Raw genomic sequence first — 21,009 nt, 5'->3', positions numbered from 1 at the left:
TTCCTTTCAATCTAAAGTTCAGGAGCATCATAGGGCTTTGAGGCACGACGCATCCAAACCCCGCCGGAAATCATGGAGGAGATTCCTCCGTGACGTTCCAGCGAATCTGCCCGGAAAGCAAGATAAATATGCCCGATGACGAAACCCCAGAACATGAACATGATCATGGCGTGGATGAAACGCATCATCGGGATTCCCAACCAGTCATTGGGAGCCGCCAATATTTGCCAAAAAAGGTTGGTGTTTTTGTATGGCAATGCATACAACGCCACTCCGATAAGCATCTGGAAAGCCCCTAGGACATAAATAGAAGTGTAGGCCATCTGCTGCAGCGGATTGTGCGCCACATAAAGCGGGCTCTCTTTGCGTAAGAAGAGGTAAAAACCTACCGTCTCTTTGAAATTAATCCAGTCTTGTTTCTTCTTAAACGGCCAGAAAGTTTCCCACCTCATATAGCGATCTTTGGAGATGAAAGCAATAATTACCCGGGCAGCCCCCACCGCCAGCCAGGCAAATGCTGCTGCAAAGTGGATGAAACGCATAATCCCCATGAGGTATCCCGGATCTATCCCCCGGAAGAAAGTATCCCCAAAGAACGGATCCATAATGTAGTAGCCAGTTACGGAGAGGGTAACGATCAGGAAAACGTTAAACCAATGCAGGAAACGCAAACTAGCAGACCAGACGCTAAGCCTGACCCAATCTTCACTGGTGGGAGTAAGCTCTCCGCCTTGCAGACCGGTACCGACCGGACGCACATTGACAAAGCCTTCCATCGTGAAGGGGCTGATATTGCCGTTTTCATCCACGGTGGCGGTGGCAACCCCCAGACAGCGGTAGCCGCGCGACCCCGCCATCTGCGCATTCTTCCTTAGCAAAGTTCGCAGCGATCGTTCGGGGGCGGCAACATTCATCACCGATTCGAGATCACCCCGCGCAATAACCGTATTACGAGACTCCCCGGTCTTAGTCCGCTTCATATCATTGATACGCGCCAACGAGTAGCGCCGATCGACCGCGGGATCGAAGTTTTCGGCCGGGATCTCTACATTGGGGGCGCCATGGCGGAATCGGTAGCGCAGCGACTCTTTAAGCGCTACATCTACCGGATCCGTGCTGCCTTCCGGGGAAACCGCCGCCATTACCAGCAGGCGTCGCAGGGAGATATCCGAACAACTGAAGCCGCCCCCGACCTCAATCCCCTCGGTTTTCGCTTTATCTTGAGCGAAAAACTCGATTTGTCGATCTTTATTCGCCTTTGCTAAAGCTTTCTCAGAGGATTTTTTCGATAATCCTACAGTTGCCGTTCCCGTTTTATCACTCATGACGTTACCGCCTCACCCAGAAGATTTCCATCGGGATCGAGAATGTGAACCCCACAGGACATACAGGGATCATAGGAATGAATAGTACGCATCGGTTCCAGGGGGGCCTTGGGATCCACCAGCGGATGAGTTCCTGTCCCCATCAGGGATTCCTCGTAGGGGCCGGTAACTCCTTGAGCGTCGCGCCCTCCTGCCAGCCAGGTAGTAGGAACTACCGCTTGGTAGCGATCCACCTTTCCATCCTTGATTGATACCCAGTGCGATAGGTCTCCCCGGGCAACTTCAATGAAGGCATATCCTTGCGCTTCGGCCGGCCAACGACTGGGCTCCCACTTACTGGCATCGAAAACATCAATATCGCCTTCCTTGATGTTCTTAACCAGAGCATTGTAATCCTCGCGCATGAGATCGGCCGACACTACTGCTTCCGCCGCCCGAGCAAAAGTCCGTCCCATCGTAGAGTTAATCTGTTTGGGGGTAATACCTAAGGTAGCTATCGCTCCGTCGAGCAGCTTCTTAACCGGTTCGTATCCTTGGGCATAGGCCAAAAGCATCCGCGCGACCGGGCCGACCTGCATCGGCTTACCGTCATAGCGAGGAGCTTTCGACCAAGTGTATTTATCACGGTCACCTAGCCATTTGAAAGGCGGTTGCGGACCGGTGTATTTTACCGTGGTCTCTCCCTTGTCGGGAGTTAGTCCCTTCTTGTCTCCCACCGAATACTCATACCAAGCAGAAGTAATAAACTCTTCAATCTTGTGGGGGTCGAAAGGATGAACCTTGGTTAAATCATCGTCGAATATGACTCCCGGCTTAATGGCGGTGTGCGGTGAGGAAAGACGAGATTTATTGGGATCACCCGCAAACATCGATCCGGCTAGCCCCACTGCCAGGTAATTCGGATGGGTAGCGCCGATATCGAAGTAGTCTTTGTAAACCCCACCCAAGGCTAAAATATCCGGGTAGTAACAATCCTTGACGAACTCGTTGATCTCTTCTACCCAGGTTTTTACTTGATCCATTTGCACCTGGTTAATGGATTCAGAAGACTGCGGATCAATCGAGCAGGCCATGCCGCCCACCAAGAAGTTCGGATGCGGGTTCTTACCCCCGAATACCGTATTGATACGAATCATGGAGCGTTGGAACTCTAAAGCATCCAGATAGTGCGCCACGCACATCAAATCTGCTTCGGGAGGAAGACGATAATCTGGGTGATCCCAGTACCCGCCGGTAAACACCGAAAGCTGTCCGGACTCCAGGATTTTCTTCACCGTGTCCCGAACCTCGGTGAAGCGCTTGAGGTTATTGCCCCGCCATTTAGAACCGATGGAGTGGGCAAACTCCAGTGCTTTAGCCGGATCTGCCTTCGCCGCATTGGGAACATTAACGAAGTCCAAAGCATGCAAGTGATAGAAGTGAATCACGTGATCCTGGATTTCTTGTGACCCCAAAACCAGCGAGCGGATCAACCGCGCATTTTCTGGGGGATTGGAACCGATAGCATCTTCTACTGCGGTAATGGAAGCAATCGCGTGAACCGAAGTGCAAACCCCACAAATACGTTGGACGAAGGCCCATACATCCCGAGGATCGCGATTTTGGACGATAGTCTCGATCCCTCGAAACTGGGTACTAACGCTCCAGGCCTTTTTAATCTGCTCGCCTTCGGTTTCCATCTCGATACGCAGATGTCCCTCAATGCGGGTTAACGGGTCGATAACTACTTTTTCAGCCATTAGTTCGCCTCACTGTTCTTTTCGCTGTCCTTAGGAACTTCTGCGTTGGGAGTTTCCTCTGGGGAAGGTGGTTCGGTATCAACATCGGTAGCGTCCCCAAAGGCAGCCATCGGAGAATTCCGGGTGGCTTTTCGGTCTGCTGCAGCTCTAACGGCGGTAACTCCCGCGTGCACAGCGACACCGGCCGCCACCGCTCCGGTAAAGCCCAATCCCACCTTCTCGGCAGTAGCTTCCACTCCGAATCCGGGGACGTTTGGCAGGACTTGATAGAACGGTGAGAAACGGTCGAAAAAGTCACGCTCGGTGCAGCCGATACAGGGGTGACCGGCACCAATCGGCCAACCTGCTTTCATATTCCACTGCACAATCGGGCAGGGGCTAAAGGTAGAGGGGCCTTTACAGCCCACATCGTACAGGCACCAACCTTCGCGAGCTCCGGCATCGTCAAAGGTACGTACGAATTGCCCGGCATCAAAATGGGGGCGACGCGGACAGGAGTCATGGATCCGCTGACCATAGGCGAAGAGGGGACGCCCTTCAGAATCAACTTCGGGAGGCTTGCCGTGGGTCAAGATATAGGTTAGGGAGGCAGTGATTACTTCCCCAATCGGGGGGCAACCAGAAACATTTATCACCGCTTTATCTTTAATGATTTCATCTACCCCTACTGCCCCGGTGGGGTTGGGTTTCGCCGCCTGCACCGAACCGTAGACTGCGCAGGCTCCCACTGCCAAGATTATGTCTGCGTTTTCGGCCGATTCCCGCAGAACCTGTTCCGCAGTTTTGCCACCTATGGTGCAGTAGATACCGCCATCTTTAGTAGGAACAGAGCCGTTAACTACCAAAATATGCTTTTTGGCGTTGGTTTCGGCCAAAGCTTCTTCCGCAGCTTCTCCCGCGGCGGCCATCAGCAGCTCGTTGTAATTCACCGAAAGTAGGTTCAGTACCACTTCTTCTACGGTGGTACCGCCACTGCGCAAAGCTGATTCCATGCAGCCGGTACACTCTTGGAGCTGGAGCCACACCACATTAGGTTTGGTGATCGCCCCTAGTTTGTCGGCCAATTCTTCGGCGGCTTTTTGCGCCGGAGCTGCATGCGCCATCTGGGGGGTACCCACAGCAAAGATTGCTGCCAAGCCCGCACAGTATTTAACGAAATCTCGTCGGCTGACCCCGGCGCTGGCGAGGTTATCGGCGAGGGTTCCCTCCCGCCACGGTTTTATCTCATAGCTCATTTCCGGTTCCTCACTGATATTGAAGGTAGACCACAACGTCTCTCGAGATCATTATAACTAGCTACTGTGCAAACATCACGGTAACCAGGTAAAACATCCACCTATATTACGCAAATAAAATTAACGTATTCATAGTTGCTGCAGCCACTGAATCCAGGCGTCGATCCCTTCTCCTTTTTCGGCGGAAACTTCAACCACTTTCACCCCCGGATTTACTTGCTCTAAGTAGCCGCGGAAACGATCCATATCGAAGTTCAGATAGGGCGCCAGATCCATCTTGTTTACCACCACGATTTCTACCGAGCGGAACATCACCGGATACTTTAGGGGCTTATCTTCGCCCTCGGTAATAGAGAACACCATCGCTTTGGCGTTCTCCCCCACGTCAAACTCGGCCGGACATACCAGGTTACCCACATTCTCGATAATCACCAGGTCAAGTTGGCTGAGGTCTAAACCATCCAAAGTGTGATGCACCATGGGGGCATCCAAGTGGCATTCACCCCCAAAACCCTGCCCGGTGTTGAGCAGGGAAATTTGAGCACCATAGCCGCGGAGGCGATCGGCATCCAAAGGAGTCTCGATATCGCCTTCAATAATTCCGATCCGCATTTTTCCTTGCAGTTCAGCTAGGGTGCGCTCCAGGAGGGTGGTTTTTCCCGATCCGGGCGAACTCATCAGGTTAACCACTTTTACGTTGTTTTCTGCGAACGCCTGGCGATTGTGTTCTGCCAAGTGGTCATTTTCCGCATAGATATCTTCTAGGATTTCAATGCGTTCTTTCTCGGTGTCGTAGCCTGAGTGATCTCCGATTACCTCCGGATCAGCTACATAGTCACCATGATCGTGATGATGGGTATGATCCCCGTGATCGTGTGAATGTACCGTGCCGTCATCGTGGCGATGAAAACGTCCCATTTTATTCCTTCCTTAAGGGTGTCACCTCAATAGACACCACTCTAAACTCTTCCCCGCTGATTATCTGCAAATCCCGCGATGAACATTCTTGGCAGCGAAAATCCAACACTTCTCGCAATTCGGTGGTGGCTTTACATTCGCGGCAGCATACCACCGCCGGTATCTCAGTGATATTGAGCCGGGCAGGACCGCGTAAGGTATTTTTGCGAACTGCGCTCCAGGCGAAATGGAGAGCTTCGGGAACCACCTGGCGCAAGTGTCCTACCTCTAATTCGACCTCTAGCACCTCACGGCCAGCTGCGTTTCGCGACACTATCCGCGCCAGTTGACGCGAAAGCGCAACTTCGTGCATGACCCTCCTCGATTTCGTGACTTGCCGCTCACAGCGGGAACGCTCTTAACCTTACCCGCTTCCCTTCATTCGGGTTAGCGCTAGGGTGGAAGTGGTTAAGTTTTTACGAGGAGGGCGCAGATGCGGCGAGCCTATCGCCTCCGAGGGGTAGTGCAAGGGGTAGGTTTTCGGCCCCACGTGGCTAAAGTGGCCGCGGATTTTTCCCTCAGCGGATTCGTGGGAAATGACGATGAGTCAGTTTTTATTGAAGCCCAAGGCAGCGCCCGCGATATTGAAAACTTTATGACGAAAATGCTAGCGACCCTACCTCCCCTGGCGAGCGTCCTCCAGAGCGTTGCCCGCGAGATTCCGGAGCAAGAGGACGAAAGTGGATTTAGGATTGTGTCTTCGCGGCGGCGTCCTGGCGCGCGTACCTTGATTCCTCCCGACACTGCCACCTGCCCGGATTGCCGCCAGGAAATGGCTGACCCGAACAATCGGCGCTACCACTACCCCTTTATTACCTGTACTAACTGTGGCCCGCGCGCGACTATCATGATGGATTTACCCTATGACCGGGATACCACCACTATGGTTAAGTTCCCAATGTGTCCAGCGTGCCGCGCAGAGTATACCGACCCAGAAAATCGGCGCTACCATGCACAACCGGTGAGTTGTTTTGATTGTGGCCCAGTCCTGTGGGTGAGCGATACTACTAACCCAAATCTGCGCCCTCCAACGGGAGATCGCCACCCTTTGATCGCCACCGCCCTAGCTGAAGCCCGCACACGTTTACGACGCGGAGAAATCCTGGCGGTAAAAGGTATTGGCGGTTTTCACCTGATGTGCGATGCCCGCAATCAAGAGGCGGTGGCGCGGCTGCGCAAACGCAAGAACCGGGGAGAAAAACCGTTTGCAGTCATGGCTCCCAGCCTCAAGGCGGCAAGGGGGCTGGCACGCCTTAGCGATTCGCAGCTAGAGGAGCTCTCCTCCCCCGCGCGCCCGATTGTGATTGCTCCTTTTGGCTCCGGGTACGATTTAGCCCCCGCGGTGGCTCCCGGCTTGGGGGATGTGGGAATTTTATTGCCCTATGCCCCTTTGCACTTAGAACTTTTGAGCGCCGAATGCTCCGAGATGGCGCTGGTGGCGACTTCCGGCAATTTGGCGGGAGAACCCCTGTGTTTTACGAACGAGGACGCGCTCGCGCGTTTGGCGAGAATAGCTGATGGTTTCGTTTTCCATGACCGCGATATTCATCTACCGATGGAGGACTCAGTTTTCTTAGCGAACTCGCAAGTAACTATTCCTTCCCGCCGTTCCCGGGGCTATGCACCACTGCCGGTGGCGCTGCCACAGGCAGCCGCGGCACCTATCTTGGCGGTAGGTGGGGAATTAAAAAATAGTTTTTGTCTGGCCAGTGAAGATTGGGCGCATATCTCGGGTCATATTGGGGATATGGGTACTCTGGCCAGTCAGGAGGCCTTGGAAAGGGCAGTAACCCAAATGTTGAATTTCCAGCATTCTCGGCCGGAGAAAGTTGTCTGCGACCTGCACCCTGCCTATTCCACGGTCAGTTGGGCTTCCCGTTTTGCCGACCAGCGCGACATTGAGTTGTTACAGGTGCAGCACCATGTGGCACACGCCTATAGCCTGTTGGCGGAGCATTCTCACCTGGATCCAGCGGTAGTCGTGGCAGTAGATGGCACCGGATATGGCACCGATGGCACTATCTGGGGCGGCGAAATCCTGGAGATTGCGGGGGCTGCCTGGCGTCGCCGCGCTCACCTTCCCTCGTTTAGCCTGGTGGGAGGAGATCGGGCAGTCCGGTACCCCTGGAGGGTAGCGTTAGGGATTGCCCACGATTGGAAGCTGGATGAGATTACCCAGAAAATTAGTAACGAAATTGGGGATCGGCAAGGAAAGCACGCCGAATTAGAACTGGTAAAAAGCCAGTTAGATAGTGGTTTTGGAGTAGTCGCCACCACCAGTGGCGGCAGACTATTTGATGCCGCGGCCGCCGTGCTAGGAATCTGCACAGAAGTAACCTACGAGGCACAGGCGGCAATGGAACTAGAACACGCCGCCAACACTTGGGCAAATAGACATGTTGACACACAGGCATCCAGTTTTGGTAGCTACCGGGAACTTTTCGAGATGCTGGCTGAGGAGGAGCGGGAAGTGGGCGAACGTGCCTGGCAGTTCCATCTGGGGCTAGCGCAACTATTGGCTGGCCAGGCGGGAGAAACTGCCGAAAAAGCCGGGATTAAAACCGTGGGAATAACCGGCGGGGTTGCCCTAAATCGCCTATTTAGCAGCCATTTTATCCGGATTATGCGTGAAGACGGCTACCAAGTCATGACTCACAAAACCGTGCCCCCAAATGATGGAGGGCTGAGCCTAGGGCAGGCGTGGGCAGCAGTTCTAGGAGCTTGTTAGCAGCACTTTTGGCACCTGCTAATCTGCTTTTACCTGCTCACTTTGAGCCGGTTAGCAGATTCGCGGCAGCGGATCACCCACCAACATATCGATCATCCGGGTCCCCCCGAAAGCCGTCACCATCACTACTGATGACTCCGGTTTAGAAACTACCCGCCCGATATTGGCGGCTTCTTCCCCGCCGGGCAGTGCTCGCAGCGCCTCCAGCGCCGTATCTACCTCTTCGGCCGGCACTACCGCACAGAACATACCTTCGTTCGCTACATAGATCGGATCGATGCCGAGCATATCGCAGGCACCCCGGGTCATATCGTGTACCGGAATCGATTCGTCCTCGATTGCTATCCCCCACCCGGTAGCTACCGCTAGTTCATTCAGTACTGTTCCCAGGCCGCCGCGAGTGGCATCGCGCATCCAGCGAGTCTGTGGAACCGCCGTAATTAACGCTTCTACCAGGTGATTAACGGCACGGGTATCAGATTTAATGGGGGCTTCAATCGCCAGATCACCGCGCGCCATCATCACCGACATGCCATGATCAGCGATCGCTCCGGAAACAATAATCCGGTCGCCGCGCTGCACTTTACTGGCACCTAGGTGACGATCTCCGGGCACAATCCCAATGCCAGCGGTGTTAATAAACAATTTGTCGCCGCTTCCTTTGGGAACCACTTTGGTATCACCGGTAACGATTCGTACCCCCGCGTTCTCGGCGGCCTCGCGCATCGCCTGTACTTCCCGACGCAGATCCGCAATCGGTAGACCCTCTTCTAAAATAAAACCGGCACTAATCACCTTGGGGATAGCCCCCGAAACTGCCAGGTCATTGACGGTACCATTAACCGCCAGTTCCCCGATAGAGCCACCGGGAAAAACGATGGGGTTAACTACATAAGAATCGGTAGACATTGCCAGCTTGCCGCCACCGAAGTCAGCGTCCTCGTTACCGGCTACCGCACCTAGCAGTTCTGTTAGGGGCAGCACCCCGGCATCGGTTAGTTCCGCAAGCACCTCGTTGCCATAACCAGAAACAAACACTTGATCAACTAGCGCGGCCGAGGCTTTTCCGCCGGCGCCGTGCGAGAGCGTCACGTAGTCGTCTTTGAGTTTCATTCCCCGGCTGCGTACCCGGGCAATATTGGAGTTTACTTTGAGTTCGTCCTTATTCAGGCGATTTTTCGGATCCACTCTTTGATAATCGCACAAACCGGCACCAGTTTTCATCTTTGATAGCACTGACAATTGTAAGTAACCTGGAAGTAGTTAGCTCAAGGAGGGTTCTATGTGCTTGGGAGTTCCTGCCGAAATCGTGGCATTCGATGAAAATGAAAGCGGTCGTGCCAAGGTTTCGCTATCTGGGGTGGAACGGATGATTTCCACAGATTTGCTGGCAGACGAGGGTTTAAAAGTCGGCGACTGGGTGCTGGTACACGTGGGATTTGCGATGTCGCAGATTGACGCCCAAGAGGCCGCCACTACTTTAGATCAGATTAGAAAACTGGGACAGTTTGAAAGCGAGCTGGAGCAATTTAAGACCACCTCGGTTTAGCCGACTCTTGCTACCAGAATCTTTTGACCGCGAAAAGAGATAGAACATATGAAGTACGTTGACGAATTCCGCGACCCCGAGTTTGCACGCCAACTGGTAAAACGTATCAACGCGGAGGCCAAACACTTTGAGCGCCCGCTAGCGTTTATGGAGATTTGTGGCGGACACACCCACACGATTTACCGGCACGGCCTGGAGCATCTCTTGCCAGAAAACGTGCAGTTTATTCACGGCCCCGGCTGCCCGGTGTGTGTGATCCCCATGGGGCGGGTAGACGATGCCCTCTGGCTAGCTAATCAACCGGACGTTATCTTGACGACTTTCGGGGACATGATGCGGGTACCAGGCTCGAAGGAATCCCTGCTCCAGGCGAGGGCGCGTGGGCGCGACGTCCGCTTCGTTTACTCTCCCCTAGATGCTTTGAAGATTGCAAAAGAAAATCCAGATAAGCAGGTTATTTTCTTTGCTATCGGGTTCGAAACTACCGCCCCCTCCACTGCGGTGACTCTGGTAGCTGCTAAGAAACAGCAGGTAAAGAACTTTTCCGTGTTCTCTAATCACGTGAAGATTGAACCGCCGCTACGAGCGATTGTAGGGGCTGACGAAACCCGCATTGACGGTTTTATTGGACCAGGTCACGTGGCGACGGTAGTCGGCTCCGACGCCTTCCAATTCTTGCCGAAAGAATACAACAAACCGGTGGTAGTGACTGGTTTTGAGCCGCTCGATATTTTGCAGTCGGTTGCGATGCTAATCGACCAATACCTGTCAGGAGCGGTTGAACGGGGTGAAGCGCGAGTCGAAAACCAATACTCGCGGGTAGTACGTCCCGAAGGTAACCTTGCTGCCCTCAGGTTACTCGACCGGGTATTTTCCACCCGCGACACTTTCGAGTGGCGCGGTCTCGGCTGGATGCCCTACTCCGGGATGGGGATTTCCGAGGAATTCGCCCCCTGGGATGCCGAGAGACTGTACAAGGTACCGGGCGTGCGGGTTCCCGATCCTCCTGCCTGCGAATGTGGATCGGTGCTAACCGGACGGATTAAGCCTTGGGAATGCAAAGTCTTCGGTACTGCCTGTTCCCCGGAGAAGCCCATTGGTACCTGTATGGTTTCCCCCGAGGGGGCGTGCGCCGCGTTCTATAACTTCGGCCGGATCGACCGCGAAACCGCCCACGCCATCGTAATTGAGGACTAGTAGGGTCTGGCTAAGCACGCGGGTCTGTTCACGGGTCTGGCTCGGTAAAAGCGCTCCGGGGACCCCACGTTCCGCTTGGAGCAAGCGGAACGAGCCCCTCTCGCATCTTTTACCGGCCGCGACCCTTGCCCCCGCATGAAGACAGCTCGGTAAGCCAAGGCAACTTAAACGAGGGGGCGAGGTTTTATCCGAGTGGGCGCGGTGGGCATAAGAATTCGGAAAACGCCGCTACGTTTTCCGAATTCTTGGGCGGGAGGAAAATCTCGCCCCCCTCGTATGACTCTTGTTACTGTTCGATTCCGAGGAGGGTTAAGGCTTGTTTGAGGTTAGAGGATGCACCGGTTTCGCCGTCTAGCCAATGGATTCTCGGGTCTTTGCGGAACCATTTGCGCTGTTTGCGAGCTAACTGACGGGTTTGCAGCGCTATTTGCTCTGCCGACTCTTCACGGGTGATCTTTCCGGCGAGATAATCCATAACTGCCTGGTAGCCAGTGGCGCGACATGCGGTAGGAGTATCTGCCAGTCCCCGTTTTTCTAGCTCCGCGACTTCTTCGATAAATCCTTGCGTAAGCATTTGAGCAGTACGCTGGCTAATGCGTTCATCGAGCACTGCTAGCGGCCACTTGATTCCCAGCTGCACAGCAGGTTGAAAGTATTCCCGCCGCGGCATAGTGGCGGAGAATTTCTTGCCAGTCAATTCGTAAACTTCCAGGGCGCGGATAACCCGGCGTTCATTGGCCGGCACGATTCTAGCGGCAGACTCCGGATCAACTTCAGCGAGGCGCTGATGCATTTTTTTTATCCCCAGCTGCGCCGCCTGGGTTTCTAGCTGCGCTCTAATACCGCTATCAGTTCCGGGAAACTCAATTTTGTCCAAGACAGCGCGCACGTAGAGCCCGCTCCCGCCTACCAGTATCGGGAGGGCTTCCCGCGCACGAATCTCGTTAATCACTTGGCGACAACTGCGCTGATAGGCGGCAACTGAGGCTTTTTCCTCAAGCTCCAAAACATCGAGCAGGTGGTGCGGGATTCCTCCGCGCTCCTGTACAGAAACTTTCGCAGTTCCAATATCCATTCCCCGATAAAGTTGGAAAGCATCGGCCGAAATAATCTCGCAGGCGACTCCGCGTTCCCCTAACGCCGCAGCCAGCTGCAGGGAAAATCCAGATTTTCCACTGGCAGTAAGCCCTACTACCGCTACTAGGGGAAGTTTGGAGGCATCCATTAAGTTACCTAACCGCGAGGACGAATAGCGGGAATCCCTAAAGACACCTGCTGGGAGTATGCTTCTTCTTTACTTTGGCGCGCTTCCCAAGCATCCCCGGCTCTGGTCGCGCGCACGGAGAACATTCCCCCGTTCAGACCAGAATCCGCAATCAGGTTATGGGGAGCGCCGTAAGTGACCTGCGCAGTCACGATATCTCCGGGACGCGGGGCTTTTTGCCCGGCGGGCAGCGCCACGTGGATCAGGCGCCCATCGCGAGCCCGGCCCGAAATTCGGTGAGTTTCTTGATCTTTGCGCCCCTCGCCCTCGGCAACTAAAACTTCAACGGTGCTGCCTTCCAGCTTTTGGTTTTCTGCCAGGCAAATTTGTTCTTGCAAGGCAATCAAACGGTTGTAACGCTCCAGCTTGACCTGGTGAGGAATCTGATCCTCTCGGTCAGCCGCCGGGGTGCCCGGGCGCGGTGAATACAGGAAGGTAAAGGCGGAAGCGAAACGAGCCTGCTCCACTACCTCTAGGGTTTGTTGGAAGTCTTCCTCAGTTTCCCCTGGGAAGCCCACGATAATATCGGTGGAAATCGCGGCCTCGGGCATGGCCTGGCGGACTTTATCCAGTATCCCTAGGAAGCGTTTTTGACGGTAGGAGCGGCGCATTGCCCGCAAAATAGTATCGGAACCCGATTGCAGCGGCATATGCAGGGTAGGCATTACGTTTTCAGTTTCTGCCATCGCCCAAATCACGTCATCGCTAAAAGCTGCCGGATGCGGAGAAGTGAAGCGTACCCGCTCTAAATCCTCGATATTTCCACAGGCACGCAGTAACTTAGCGAAGGCTCCCCGATCACCAAATCCGGCACCATAAGAGTTTACGTTTTGACCCAGTAAGGTAACTTCCAAAGCTCCCTGCGCTACTACCGCTTCTACTTCCGCGAGTACCTCCCCGGGACGCCGATCGCGCTCACGCCCCCGCAAAGAAGGAACGATACAGAAAGTACAAGTATTATTGCAGCCCACCGAGATGGATACCCAGGCGGAATAGGCCGATTCGCGGCGGGTCGGCAAAGTGGAGGGAAAGACTTTTAGGGATTCCGCAATTTCTACCGCTGCTTGCTGGTTATGAGCAGATCGGCGCAGCAGGGCGGGGAGCACATCAATATTGTGGGTACCGAAAACCGCGTCCACATAGGGGGCTTTTTCAATAATTTTTTCGCGCATCTGCTGCGCTAGGCACCCTCCGACCGCAATCTGCATTCCGGGGCGCTGCCGCTTCACGCTGGCTAGTTGCCCCAGGTTCCCAAACAGGCGGTTAGCTGCTGCTTCCCGCACGGAGCAGGTGTTGATTACTACTACATCTGCTCCTGCGTCGCCAGCATTAGTGGCGCGGGCAGCAGCAGCCGGCACCAGCTCTACCGGTACTAATCCGTCAGCTTCTAGCAGACCCGCCATGCGTTCGGAGTCATGCTCGTTCATCTGGCACCCCAGGGTGCGCACATGGTAGGTGCGGGGCATTTTATCGTTGCTTGTCATCGCGCCCAGTCTAATAGGCGAGCTGCCAGGGGCGAAAACTGCTGTGACCGAGGGCTCTTTGGCATGGTGCTCTATTTATGTCGACAGCTATAAGGAAAGCAGTGGTTAACTATTATCTTCCGCCCACTGATTTACCAGAGAGGCGATTTCTTGGGCTCGCGGAACACTTTCCTGGGTGGGAAGGTTAATGGCACTGTCAATCAGGCGCTTGGTGTTGGGTAATTCGGAAAGCTCAGGATCGAGGTGGTAGAGCTCGTAATCTTTTACCCCGGGAAATAGTGCCGGTCGATACCAGCGTCCCGGGTAATAGCCGCGCGCGTGCAAGAAAGAAAAGAGGCTCTCGGCCTTGATATCCGAGGTCGCGTCCTCAACAAATATCGGAAAACGCACTAGAGCCTGGGAGCCATTGATATCAGCAGGTATTTGCAGTTGCCGGGTAAGCTTTTCTTGATAAACGTGCTGCACTTGCTGGCGCCGCCGCCGGGTATCCTCAATCTTTTTCAGCTGGGCTAATGCCTGGTCTGCCGCCCATTTTGAGGGTAAGGAGGGGACGCGATCTAACTTTCCCTGCTGTTCAACCGGAATAATCGGGGCTAAAAACCTATCGGTTTTTATTAGAGCTTTCCGCAGAGGAGCCGAGAGCGCCCGCGGTAAATGGTTTAAGACTCGAACTTGGTTAAAGTAGTGGCGCATAGCTTTTTCTTCGCGCCCCTGGGGAGCGCGCACCCCGGCGCAAGCGGTTTTTAGCTCTTCTACAAAGCGATGGTGCTGCGGGCTGCGCTCCTCTAGGCGCGGATTAATCCAGATCGCACCCCCAAACTTGGTGGGCAGGAGTTTTTCTACCCCGAAAGAATGCACCGAGATATCCGCGAGCGGCTCCCCCTTTTCATCACGCACCATAGATCCGACGCAGTGAGCGGAGTCTTCCAGAAAAATCGCCGGAGTGCTATGAACCCGCGAACGCAGCAGCGCCGCCTTGCTGTCCGCGAGAATTCCGAAAGTGTTTTGCCACACCACCGCCCGCGTCTGCTCATGGAGGGGCGCGGAATTGGGGACTAAAGCTATGGAATCGGGGTCAATATCCCCATACTCGGGTTTTAGCCCTGCCACCAGGATGGGGTTAATTGCGGTTACGCAAGTGTATGCCTGGGTGGTTACGTTTCCTTGACCGAAGCATTGGTGCAAGGTTTGGTAGACGGTTGCCATCCCGTGGCGGGCACGCATAAATAACAACCAATCCTCAGCGCGAGTAGCAGTAAGCGCAGCGAGAGTTTCCTTTAGGTGCAAAAAGCTACTTCCAAGCATGTAGGTATTCTAAATCCTCAATCTAAATACCTGGGGTAATCCGTCTGAAACAAACAAATTATGCTGTTGAGACCAGAAACTCCCCAGATAACATCCCCTCATTGGGACGCTACCGCAGCGTGTCATAACTGGCTTTACCCCACCGGCGCTAGACTGAAGTGTCCGAAAGCGGATTTCATTCCGGGAATAGATACGTATATCCGGAAAACAATGAGGAGAGAATCGTGCCCATTTTGGATTTAACGGATATCAAAACCGTAGCTCGCTATGAAGAATTCATTGCTTCCAGTCCGTACGGTCACGTTATGCAGTCCGTCAACTGGGCAAAGGTGAAAGACAACTGGGATAGTGACTACGTATATCTGCAGGATGAGGCGGGAAACATAACTGCCGCCCTCTCGATACTCTCTGTTAAGAACGATGGCGTTCATGCTTTTATGTATGCCCCCCGCGGTCCCGTCTGCGATTTCAGAGATATTGACACGGTTAAATCCCTGGTAAAAGAGGCCGCCCCGGTAATTGAAAAACGCAACGGTTTTGTTCTCAGGATGGATCCCGAGTTTGCCTACGACGAGGAAGTGTTAGCTGCCTATCGCAATGCCGGCATAGATAATCTGGAGATTACTACCCGCGGAGCCGATGAACACAGTTTTTCTAATCCCCGGATGCATATGATTGCGGACATTTCTATGGGAACCCATGATGATTTTCTGAAGACCGTAAAATCAAAAAATAAAGGAAAGATCAAAGTTCCTTATAAACATGGTCTGGAAACTTTGCGTTTTCATCGTAGTGATCCTGGCTTCGAGCAAGCGCTCGATAAATTTTATGAACTAACTAAAATCATGGCCAAGCGCCAAGGAATTACCCATCGCCCTAAAGATTACTTCCGGCGCCTATTTAATGCGTTCCCACCGGAAGCGGTAACTCTCTATGAAACTCGCACCCCCGAGGAAGAGATCCTTTCCTGCGCCATCGCCCTCAGTTTTAACCGGAAGTGTTTTTATATTTACGCTGCTAGTTCCAATGAAAAACGAAATCTGCGACCCAACTATCAAATGAATAATGAAGCAATTAAGGACGCTATTGCCCAGGGATACACCCAATACGATATGGGAGGAATTTTCGAGGTGGATAACTCCGGGGGACTATACAGCTTCAAAAAGGCCTTCTGCGGCGAGGGCGGCCTCTTAGAAATGATTGGACAGTTCGACTGGGTTTATAACCCGAACGCTTACAACCAGTTCAGCAAATAACCGTAGGTCGCTGCCTGTTTGTCCGGCGCAAGCAGGGAGTTAGGTGCGAATACTCCTAAAACTATCATTAGCTTCCATTTTCCCCTCGCTAATAGTTGGTACACAGCTACGAAACTGGGGCCAAGCCGATAAGCTGGAAGTGAAGACATCTATCTGAAGGAGATTTTGATGCCGAAGTTGCGTCCTTTTCGTGCGCTGCGTCCCACTAGCGAGGCTGCTCCGCGGGTAGTGGCACTGCCCTATGACGTTATGAACCGTCAGGAAGCTGCAGTGCAAGGCAAAGACCCCAATTCCTATCTGCATATTACTCGCGCAGAAATTGATCTACCTTTAAGCGTGGATCAACACGCCGACCAGGTGCATGAGCAGGCTGCCGCTAACCTGGCGGATTTTATTGACCGAGGCGTGCTGGTTCGCGAAGACCGTCCTTGCCTGTACCTTTATCGGGAGACTTGGCGAGGCGCCGCCCAGGTGGGGATTGTCGGGTGCGCCCAGGTTGCCGATTATCAAGACGGCACCATTAAGCGGCACGAGAAAACTTTGGCGATTAAAGAAGCCGACCGGATTAAACATTTTGACCGGGTTAATGCCCATACTGAGCCGGTATTTCTCACTTATCGTGCCAATCAAGAAATCGATGAGATTACCGCGCGGGTAACTCAAGAGGAACCACTACTTAAAGGGGAAACTCTTGATGGAACCTGCCATGAGCTTTGGCCTTTATCGGATGAAGATACCGACTTGGCTGCCCGCGCCCTAGAGGCGCTGGACTACTTTTATATTGCCGATGGACATCACCGCTCCGCATCCGCGGCCAAAGTGGGGCTTTCTCGCCCGCAGCGCCCCGATGCCCCTTGGAATGAGTTCCTGGTAGTCGCAGTTCCCGATCATGATTTACGTTGCCTACCCTATAACCGCTTAGTGCTTGATTGGGGGGACACCAACCCCGCGCAGTTCTTGAGCGACTTAGCGCAGGTGGCGACGATAACCGAACTCGGCGGGTTCGCACCCCCAGAAAATCCGGGTTCTTTCAGTATGTATCTGGGTGGCAAATGGTACGCATGCAGTTTCCATCCTGAGGTGATCGCGGGTAAAGAGCTGCCCGATTCATTGGATGTGTCGCTGTTGCAGGAAAACGTACTTGCTCCCCTGCTGGGGATTAACGATCCGCGCACCAGCGAGCGCATCGAGTTCGTAGGCGGAATTCGCGGGGATGGAGAGCTTAAAGCAGCAGTAGATGCGAGCGCTGCCTGCGCGTTCTATATGTATCCCACCCAGATTGACCAGGTACTGGAAGTGGCCGATGCCGGTAAAATTATGCCCCCCAAGTCCACTTGGTTCGAGCCGAAACTGGGTAGCGGCCTGTTTGCCCATCCCCTCTGGGATTAGTAATACCGAGATTTAGCGCCTTTGTTATTACGAGGACGCAGGCAAACTTAAGCCGAGCAAGGCTGGTCTTTCGCGCCCCCAAAACGCCGATTGCGTCCTCCAAATGCGGCTAGTTCCCGCCAGAGTTGTTCCCGTTTAAAATCTGGCCACATTTCGGGAACGAAACTAAGCTCCGCATAAGCACATTGCCAGAGCAAAAAGTTAGATAGGCGCTGCTCCCCGGAGGTGCGGATCAACAAATCTACATCCGGCATTCCCCCTAAATACATTTCCCGTGCCAAAGTGTCCTCGCGGATATGGTTTTCGCTGATTTCCCCAGTCGCAACCCGGCGCGCAACCGCACGAGCAGCGTCAACCAGTTCTGCGCGCCCTCCATAGTTAATACACATATTGAACACCATGCCGGTATTTTTCCTGGTCAGCTCGGCGGCGGCTTCTAGTTCTTTAATAACTGACTTCCACAGGCGTCCGCGCCGCCCCGACCAAACTATGCGCACGTTCCAGTCGTTTAGTTCGTGGGAACGGCGACGAATCACATCCCGCGAATATCCCATCAGGAAACGCACTTCTGCCGGGGAACGTTTCCAGTTCTCAGTGGAAAAAGCATATACGCTCACCATTTTTACCCCGGCTTCTACTGCCCCGGCCAGCGTATCCATAAGCGATAGTTCTCCGGCCTGGTGTCCTGCCGTGCGCGGTAATCCCTGCTGGTTAGCCCAACGTCCATTGCCGTCCATAATTAGTGCCACATGGGAGGGAACTTCCGATAACTGCGGCATAGCAGCACCTTGCCCCGGGGGAATAGTGGCTACAAACTCTTGATCGCTCATATTCCTATTATGCCTTTCGTGCCATAACCGACAAGGACTTAAGTTTTCGCTCTAAAACCCACTCGGTATAGGCGGTGACCACTTCTTCTGCTATCCCCTGGGTTAGTGGATCCGCCTGGTAGACCTGGGGCCACTGTCCCGCCAGCAGCGCAGTGAGCAGCTCGGTTACTGGCTTAGATATGTGAAGACCGCCGCTGAGCTGGCACTCTTCGCAAACCACTCCACCGGCAGGTGCGGAAAATACCTTAAAAGGGCCATCAGCTCCACAGAGGGCGCACTCATTTAAGGCGGGCGCCCATCCGGCAATCGCTAAGGTACGCAATAGATAGGAGGACAGCACCATGCCCGGGCGATGCGCCCGGTTCGCTAATGCCGGTATTGCGCCCGCGAGCAGGCGGTACTGGCTGCGCGAAGCCTCGCCTTCGGAAAGTTTCTCGGCAGTTTCCAGCATTACCTGCCCCGAGAGGTAACGTTCATAGTCGGAGGCGATCGCCGGGGCATTCAGGCTGAGCGACTCAGCTTGAGTGACGGTGTCCAGATTACGTCCCGAGTGTAGCTGCAGTTTTACCCGGTTGAAGGGACTCAGGCGCGCCCCGAATTTCGAGGAAGTCCGGCGCAGCCCTTTGGCAACCGCCCGCACCTGCCCATGCTCTAGAGTAAGCAGGGTCAAAATCAAGTCTGCTTCCCCTAGTTTGGTGGTTCGCAGGACAATCGCCTGGTCGATATAGGTTCGCAGCATCCTCTCATTATCTCATATCTACTTGCTAGGCCAGTGTTAGCACAGTTCCACAGGTACTTGCGAGCGAGAGCTAGCGGCCTCCTCCACAAATTCGAATACCAGTAACCATCCTAAAATCTGCAAAACGATTGTTAGAGTCCCTGCAAAACGGTTTTTAGCAGCTATTATTCGAGGTAAAGCATTGTTCAGTAACGCCCACGCCCTAGCGTTCCGCGCGGTTGAGGGCACTGATGACTGCCTTATAGGTAGCGCGGGTAATCGAGGGATCAATACCTACTCCCCACAGCACCTGGCCGGCGATCTCGGCCTCCACATAGGCGGCTGCCCGCGAGCTTTCCCCGGTTTCCATGGCATGCTCTACATAGTCCAGCACTTTGATATCCAATCCCAACCCTTGGAAAGCAGTAATGAACGCTTCAATAGGACCGGGCGCCACCGCCTCTAACGTGCGCAAAGTTCCGTTATCGCTAACCTGAGCACGCAAAGAAACTTCCCCAGTTTCATGGTTGGTATCGGCGAGAGAATCACGCAGTTTGAAGCGCCCCCAAGGCGAAAGGCTATGTTCTTCGCCGGGCAGATATTCGTCAGCAAAAATCTTCCACAAAAGCTGCGAGTCGACCTCGCCCCCAAACTTTTCCGTGTAGTCCTGGACGTGGCGATAAAACTCCACCTGCAGGCGGCGCGGCAAATCCAAAGAATAATCCCGTTTCATCATGAAGGCGATTCCCCCCTTGCCCGACTGGGAGTTAACCCGCACTACTGCCTGATAGTCTCGTCCCACATCACCCGGGTCAATCGGCAGGTAAGGCACTGTCCAGATCACCTGATTCTGGTCGCCGCCGACAGCTGCCACTGCCTGGGCGCGCTTATCAAAGCCCTTCTTAATGGCGTCCTGGTGGGAGCCGGAAAAGGAAGTGTAAACCAGATCGCCAGTATAGGGCTGGCGAGGATTAGTTTCCATACGAGTGCAATACTCCACGGTTTCGCGCACCTGATCCAGGTTAGACAGATCCAACATGGGATCGATCCCTTGAGAATAAAGATTCATCGCCAAAGTAATCAAATCTACGTTGCCAGTCCTCTCCCCCTGCCCCAGCAAGCAGCCTTCTACCCGGTCAGCGCCGGCTTTCATAGACAGTTCGGCGGCCGCAATCCCCGTCCCCCGGTCATTATGGTTATGTACCGACAAACATATGTGTTCGCGGCGATTAAGGTTACGGCTCATCCATTCGATTTGATCCGCATAGGAGTCCGGGGTGTAACGCTCCACGGTTGCCGGCAGGTTCAAAATAATTTCGCGATCCTCATCAGGCTGCCAAATATCCATAACTGCTTCACAGATTTCCAGGGCAAACTCGGCTTCGGTATCTACGAAAATTTCTGGAGAATATTGCAGCCCGAAAACCGTGGAATCGTCTAGCTGCTTTTCTGCTTGCGCGATTACCTCGCGCACCCCGCTTACTGCCAGTTCCACGGTGGCCGCTCTATCGTTATGGAATACTACTTCCCGGAAAGTAGGTGAGGTGGCGTTATAGATATGCACATTGGCGCGCGGCACTCCCACTAGGGACTCCACGGTGCGTCCGATTAGATCTTCGCGTGCCTGGGTAAGCACCGAAACGCAGACGTCCTCGGGAATTGCGTCCTCTTCCACCAGCGAGCGTACAAAATCGTAATCTACCTGCGAGGCCGCCGGAAACCCGATTTCGATTTCTTTCAATCCGATCTGCACCAACAGATCAAACATTTTCCGTTTCCGCAACGGATCCATGGGGTCAATCAAAGCCTGATTACCATCCCGCAAATCCGTAGATAGCCAGCGGGGAGCCTGGGTAACATTTCTATCTGGCCAGGTACGATCAGGAAGTTTCAGCGAAGTATCCCAAAAATGGGCATACTTTTGAAAAGGCATTCCGGAAGCTTGTTGCCGAGGAGCTTTACCAGTAGTTCGCATTCTAAGATTTCTTTCTGCTTTTAGTGGCTGGCCGAAGACACCAAAGAATCCCGCGACG

At 53.9% G+C, this 21,009-nt stretch carries 17 protein-coding genes; 5 read left to right on the top strand and 12 right to left on the bottom strand.

The window, feature by feature from the left end; genetic code table 11:
* Nucleotides 1-11: 11 nt before the first annotated feature.
* The 5 genes from cybH to F605_RS0106320 form a co-directional block, all read right to left on the bottom strand.
* Nucleotides 12-1,325, bottom strand: a complete 1,314-nt coding sequence (cybH, locus tag F605_RS0106340; protein ID WP_022865059.1) for a Ni/Fe-hydrogenase, b-type cytochrome subunit — start codon at nucleotides 1,323-1,325, stop codon at nucleotides 12-14.
* Nucleotides 1,322-3,064, bottom strand: a complete 1,743-nt coding sequence (locus tag F605_RS0106335) for a nickel-dependent hydrogenase large subunit (RefSeq protein WP_022865058.1) — start codon at nucleotides 3,062-3,064, stop codon at nucleotides 1,322-1,324. Before F605_RS0106335 ends, cybH begins: the two co-directional genes overlap by 4 nt.
* Nucleotides 3,064-4,299 (bottom strand): hydrogenase small subunit, encoded by a 1,236-nt coding sequence (locus F605_RS0106330; protein WP_051132126.1) that lies wholly within the window; start codon nucleotides 4,297-4,299, stop codon nucleotides 3,064-3,066. Before F605_RS0106330 ends, F605_RS0106335 begins: the two co-directional genes overlap by 1 nt.
* 129 nt (nucleotides 4,300-4,428) lie before the next feature.
* Entirely contained in the window at nucleotides 4,429-5,217 is a 789-nt protein-coding gene (gene hypB, locus F605_RS0106325) for a hydrogenase nickel incorporation protein HypB (protein ID WP_022865057.1), read from the bottom strand.
* 1 nt (nucleotide 5,218) lies between these two features.
* The gene (locus F605_RS0106320) at nucleotides 5,219-5,569 is read right to left on the bottom strand and encodes a hydrogenase maturation nickel metallochaperone HypA (RefSeq protein WP_022865056.1); all 351 of its coding nucleotides are present in this window, start codon (nucleotides 5,567-5,569) and stop codon (nucleotides 5,219-5,221) included.
* 120 nt (nucleotides 5,570-5,689) lie between these two features.
* Here F605_RS0106320 and hypF point away from each other — a divergent pair, with 120 nt between their 5' ends.
* A complete protein-coding gene (gene hypF / locus F605_RS0106315; protein WP_022865055.1) occupies nucleotides 5,690-7,984 on the top strand; it encodes a carbamoyltransferase HypF in 2,295 nt (764 codons plus the stop codon).
* 51 nt (nucleotides 7,985-8,035) lie between these two features.
* Here hypF and hypE read toward each other — a convergent pair whose 3' ends face one another.
* Nucleotides 8,036-9,220, bottom strand: coding sequence for a hydrogenase expression/formation protein HypE (gene hypE / locus F605_RS0106310; protein ID WP_244865188.1), 1,185 nt, complete (start codon nucleotides 9,218-9,220; stop codon nucleotides 8,036-8,038).
* A 46-nt stretch (nucleotides 9,221-9,266) separates the two neighbouring features.
* Between hypE and F605_RS0106305 the strand changes: the two genes are divergently transcribed.
* Together F605_RS0106305 and hypD are read left to right on the top strand one after the other, a co-directional pair.
* A complete protein-coding gene (locus F605_RS0106305) occupies nucleotides 9,267-9,533 on the top strand; it encodes a HypC/HybG/HupF family hydrogenase formation chaperone (RefSeq protein WP_022865053.1) in 267 nt (88 codons plus the stop codon).
* 48 nt (nucleotides 9,534-9,581) lie between these two features.
* Nucleotides 9,582-10,730 carry a hydrogenase formation protein HypD gene (hypD, locus tag F605_RS0106300; protein ID WP_022865052.1) on the top strand — a complete coding sequence of 383 codons (1,149 nt, stop codon included), beginning with the start codon at nucleotides 9,582-9,584 and terminating at the stop codon, nucleotides 10,728-10,730.
* Between the two features lie 286 nt (nucleotides 10,731-11,016).
* Here hypD and miaA read toward each other — a convergent pair whose 3' ends face one another.
* The 3 genes from miaA to F605_RS0106285 form a co-directional block, all read right to left on the bottom strand.
* Nucleotides 11,017-11,955 (bottom strand): tRNA (adenosine(37)-N6)-dimethylallyltransferase MiaA, encoded by a 939-nt coding sequence (gene miaA, locus F605_RS10260; protein ID WP_022865051.1) that lies wholly within the window; start codon nucleotides 11,953-11,955, stop codon nucleotides 11,017-11,019.
* A gap of 8 nt (nucleotides 11,956-11,963) precedes the next feature.
* Nucleotides 11,964-13,478, bottom strand: coding sequence for a tRNA (N6-isopentenyl adenosine(37)-C2)-methylthiotransferase MiaB (gene miaB, locus F605_RS0106290; protein ID WP_022865050.1), 1,515 nt, complete (start codon nucleotides 13,476-13,478; stop codon nucleotides 11,964-11,966).
* Nucleotides 13,479-13,583: 105 nt separating this feature from the next.
* Entirely contained in the window at nucleotides 13,584-14,783 is a 1,200-nt protein-coding gene (locus tag F605_RS0106285) for a DegT/DnrJ/EryC1/StrS family aminotransferase (protein WP_022865049.1), read from the bottom strand.
* A gap of 224 nt (nucleotides 14,784-15,007) precedes the next feature.
* Here F605_RS0106285 and F605_RS0106280 point away from each other — a divergent pair, with 224 nt between their 5' ends.
* Nucleotides 15,008-16,039, top strand: a complete 1,032-nt coding sequence (locus F605_RS0106280) for a lipid II:glycine glycyltransferase FemX (RefSeq protein WP_027723657.1) — start codon at nucleotides 15,008-15,010, stop codon at nucleotides 16,037-16,039.
* 168 nt (nucleotides 16,040-16,207) lie between these two features.
* Nucleotides 16,208-17,428 (top strand): DUF1015 domain-containing protein, encoded by a 1,221-nt coding sequence (locus F605_RS0106275; RefSeq protein ID WP_027723656.1) that lies wholly within the window; start codon nucleotides 16,208-16,210, stop codon nucleotides 17,426-17,428.
* A 47-nt stretch (nucleotides 17,429-17,475) separates the two neighbouring features.
* On the opposite strand, the gene F605_RS0106270 is transcribed toward F605_RS0106275, so the two are convergent.
* From F605_RS0106270 to leuA, 3 genes are all read right to left on the bottom strand, one after another.
* Nucleotides 17,476-18,258 (bottom strand): isoprenyl transferase, encoded by a 783-nt coding sequence (locus F605_RS0106270; RefSeq protein ID WP_022865046.1) that lies wholly within the window; start codon nucleotides 18,256-18,258, stop codon nucleotides 17,476-17,478.
* A gap of 7 nt (nucleotides 18,259-18,265) precedes the next feature.
* The gene (gene recO / locus F605_RS0106265; protein ID WP_022865045.1) at nucleotides 18,266-18,997 is read right to left on the bottom strand and encodes a DNA repair protein RecO; all 732 of its coding nucleotides are present in this window, start codon (nucleotides 18,995-18,997) and stop codon (nucleotides 18,266-18,268) included.
* Nucleotides 18,998-19,199: 202 nt separating this feature from the next.
* Complete coding sequence (gene leuA, locus F605_RS0106260; protein WP_022865044.1) at nucleotides 19,200-20,951, bottom strand: 2-isopropylmalate synthase; 1,752 nt, start codon at nucleotides 20,949-20,951, stop codon at nucleotides 19,200-19,202.
* Nucleotides 20,952-21,009 lie beyond the last annotated feature (58 nt).

The sequence above is a fragment of the Varibaculum cambriense DSM 15806 genome, from assembly GCF_000420065.1.
GTDB classification, from domain to species: domain Bacteria; phylum Actinomycetota; class Actinomycetes; order Actinomycetales; family Actinomycetaceae; genus Varibaculum; species Varibaculum cambriense.
Note: the sequence above shows the minus strand (reverse complement) of the source record. Positions and strands in the feature narration are given on the sequence as shown.

Coding starts and splice junctions, on each gene's coding strand:
- cybH (WP_022865059.1), bottom strand. CDS start 1,325: ATGAGTGATAAAACGGGAACGGCAACTGTAGGATTATCGAAAAAATCC.
- F605_RS0106335 (WP_022865058.1), bottom strand. CDS start 3,064: ATGGCTGAAAAAGTAGTTATCGACCCGTTAACCCGCATTGAGGGACAT.
- F605_RS0106330 (WP_051132126.1), bottom strand. CDS start 4,299: ATGAGCTATGAGATAAAACCGTGGCGGGAGGGAACCCTCGCCGATAAC.
- hypB (WP_022865057.1), bottom strand. CDS start 5,217: ATGGGACGTTTTCATCGCCACGATGACGGCACGGTACATTCACACGAT.
- F605_RS0106320 (WP_022865056.1), bottom strand. CDS start 5,569: ATGCACGAAGTTGCGCTTTCGCGTCAACTGGCGCGGATAGTGTCGCGA.
- hypF (WP_022865055.1), top strand. CDS start 5,690: ATGCGGCGAGCCTATCGCCTCCGAGGGGTAGTGCAAGGGGTAGGTTTT.
- F605_RS0106305 (WP_022865053.1), top strand. CDS start 9,267: ATGTGCTTGGGAGTTCCTGCCGAAATCGTGGCATTCGATGAAAATGAA.
- hypD (WP_022865052.1), top strand. CDS start 9,582: ATGAAGTACGTTGACGAATTCCGCGACCCCGAGTTTGCACGCCAACTG.
- miaA (WP_022865051.1), bottom strand. CDS start 11,955: ATGGATGCCTCCAAACTTCCCCTAGTAGCGGTAGTAGGGCTTACTGCC.
- miaB (WP_022865050.1), bottom strand. CDS start 13,478: ATGACAAGCAACGATAAAATGCCCCGCACCTACCATGTGCGCACCCTG.
- F605_RS0106285 (WP_022865049.1), bottom strand. CDS start 14,783: ATGCTTGGAAGTAGCTTTTTGCACCTAAAGGAAACTCTCGCTGCGCTT.
- F605_RS0106275 (WP_027723656.1), top strand. CDS start 16,208: ATGCCGAAGTTGCGTCCTTTTCGTGCGCTGCGTCCCACTAGCGAGGCT.
- F605_RS0106270 (WP_022865046.1), bottom strand. CDS start 18,258: ATGAGCGATCAAGAGTTTGTAGCCACTATTCCCCCGGGGCAAGGTGCT.
- recO (WP_022865045.1), bottom strand. CDS start 18,997: ATGCTGCGAACCTATATCGACCAGGCGATTGTCCTGCGAACCACCAAA.
- leuA (WP_022865044.1), bottom strand. CDS start 20,951: ATGCGAACTACTGGTAAAGCTCCTCGGCAACAAGCTTCCGGAATGCCT.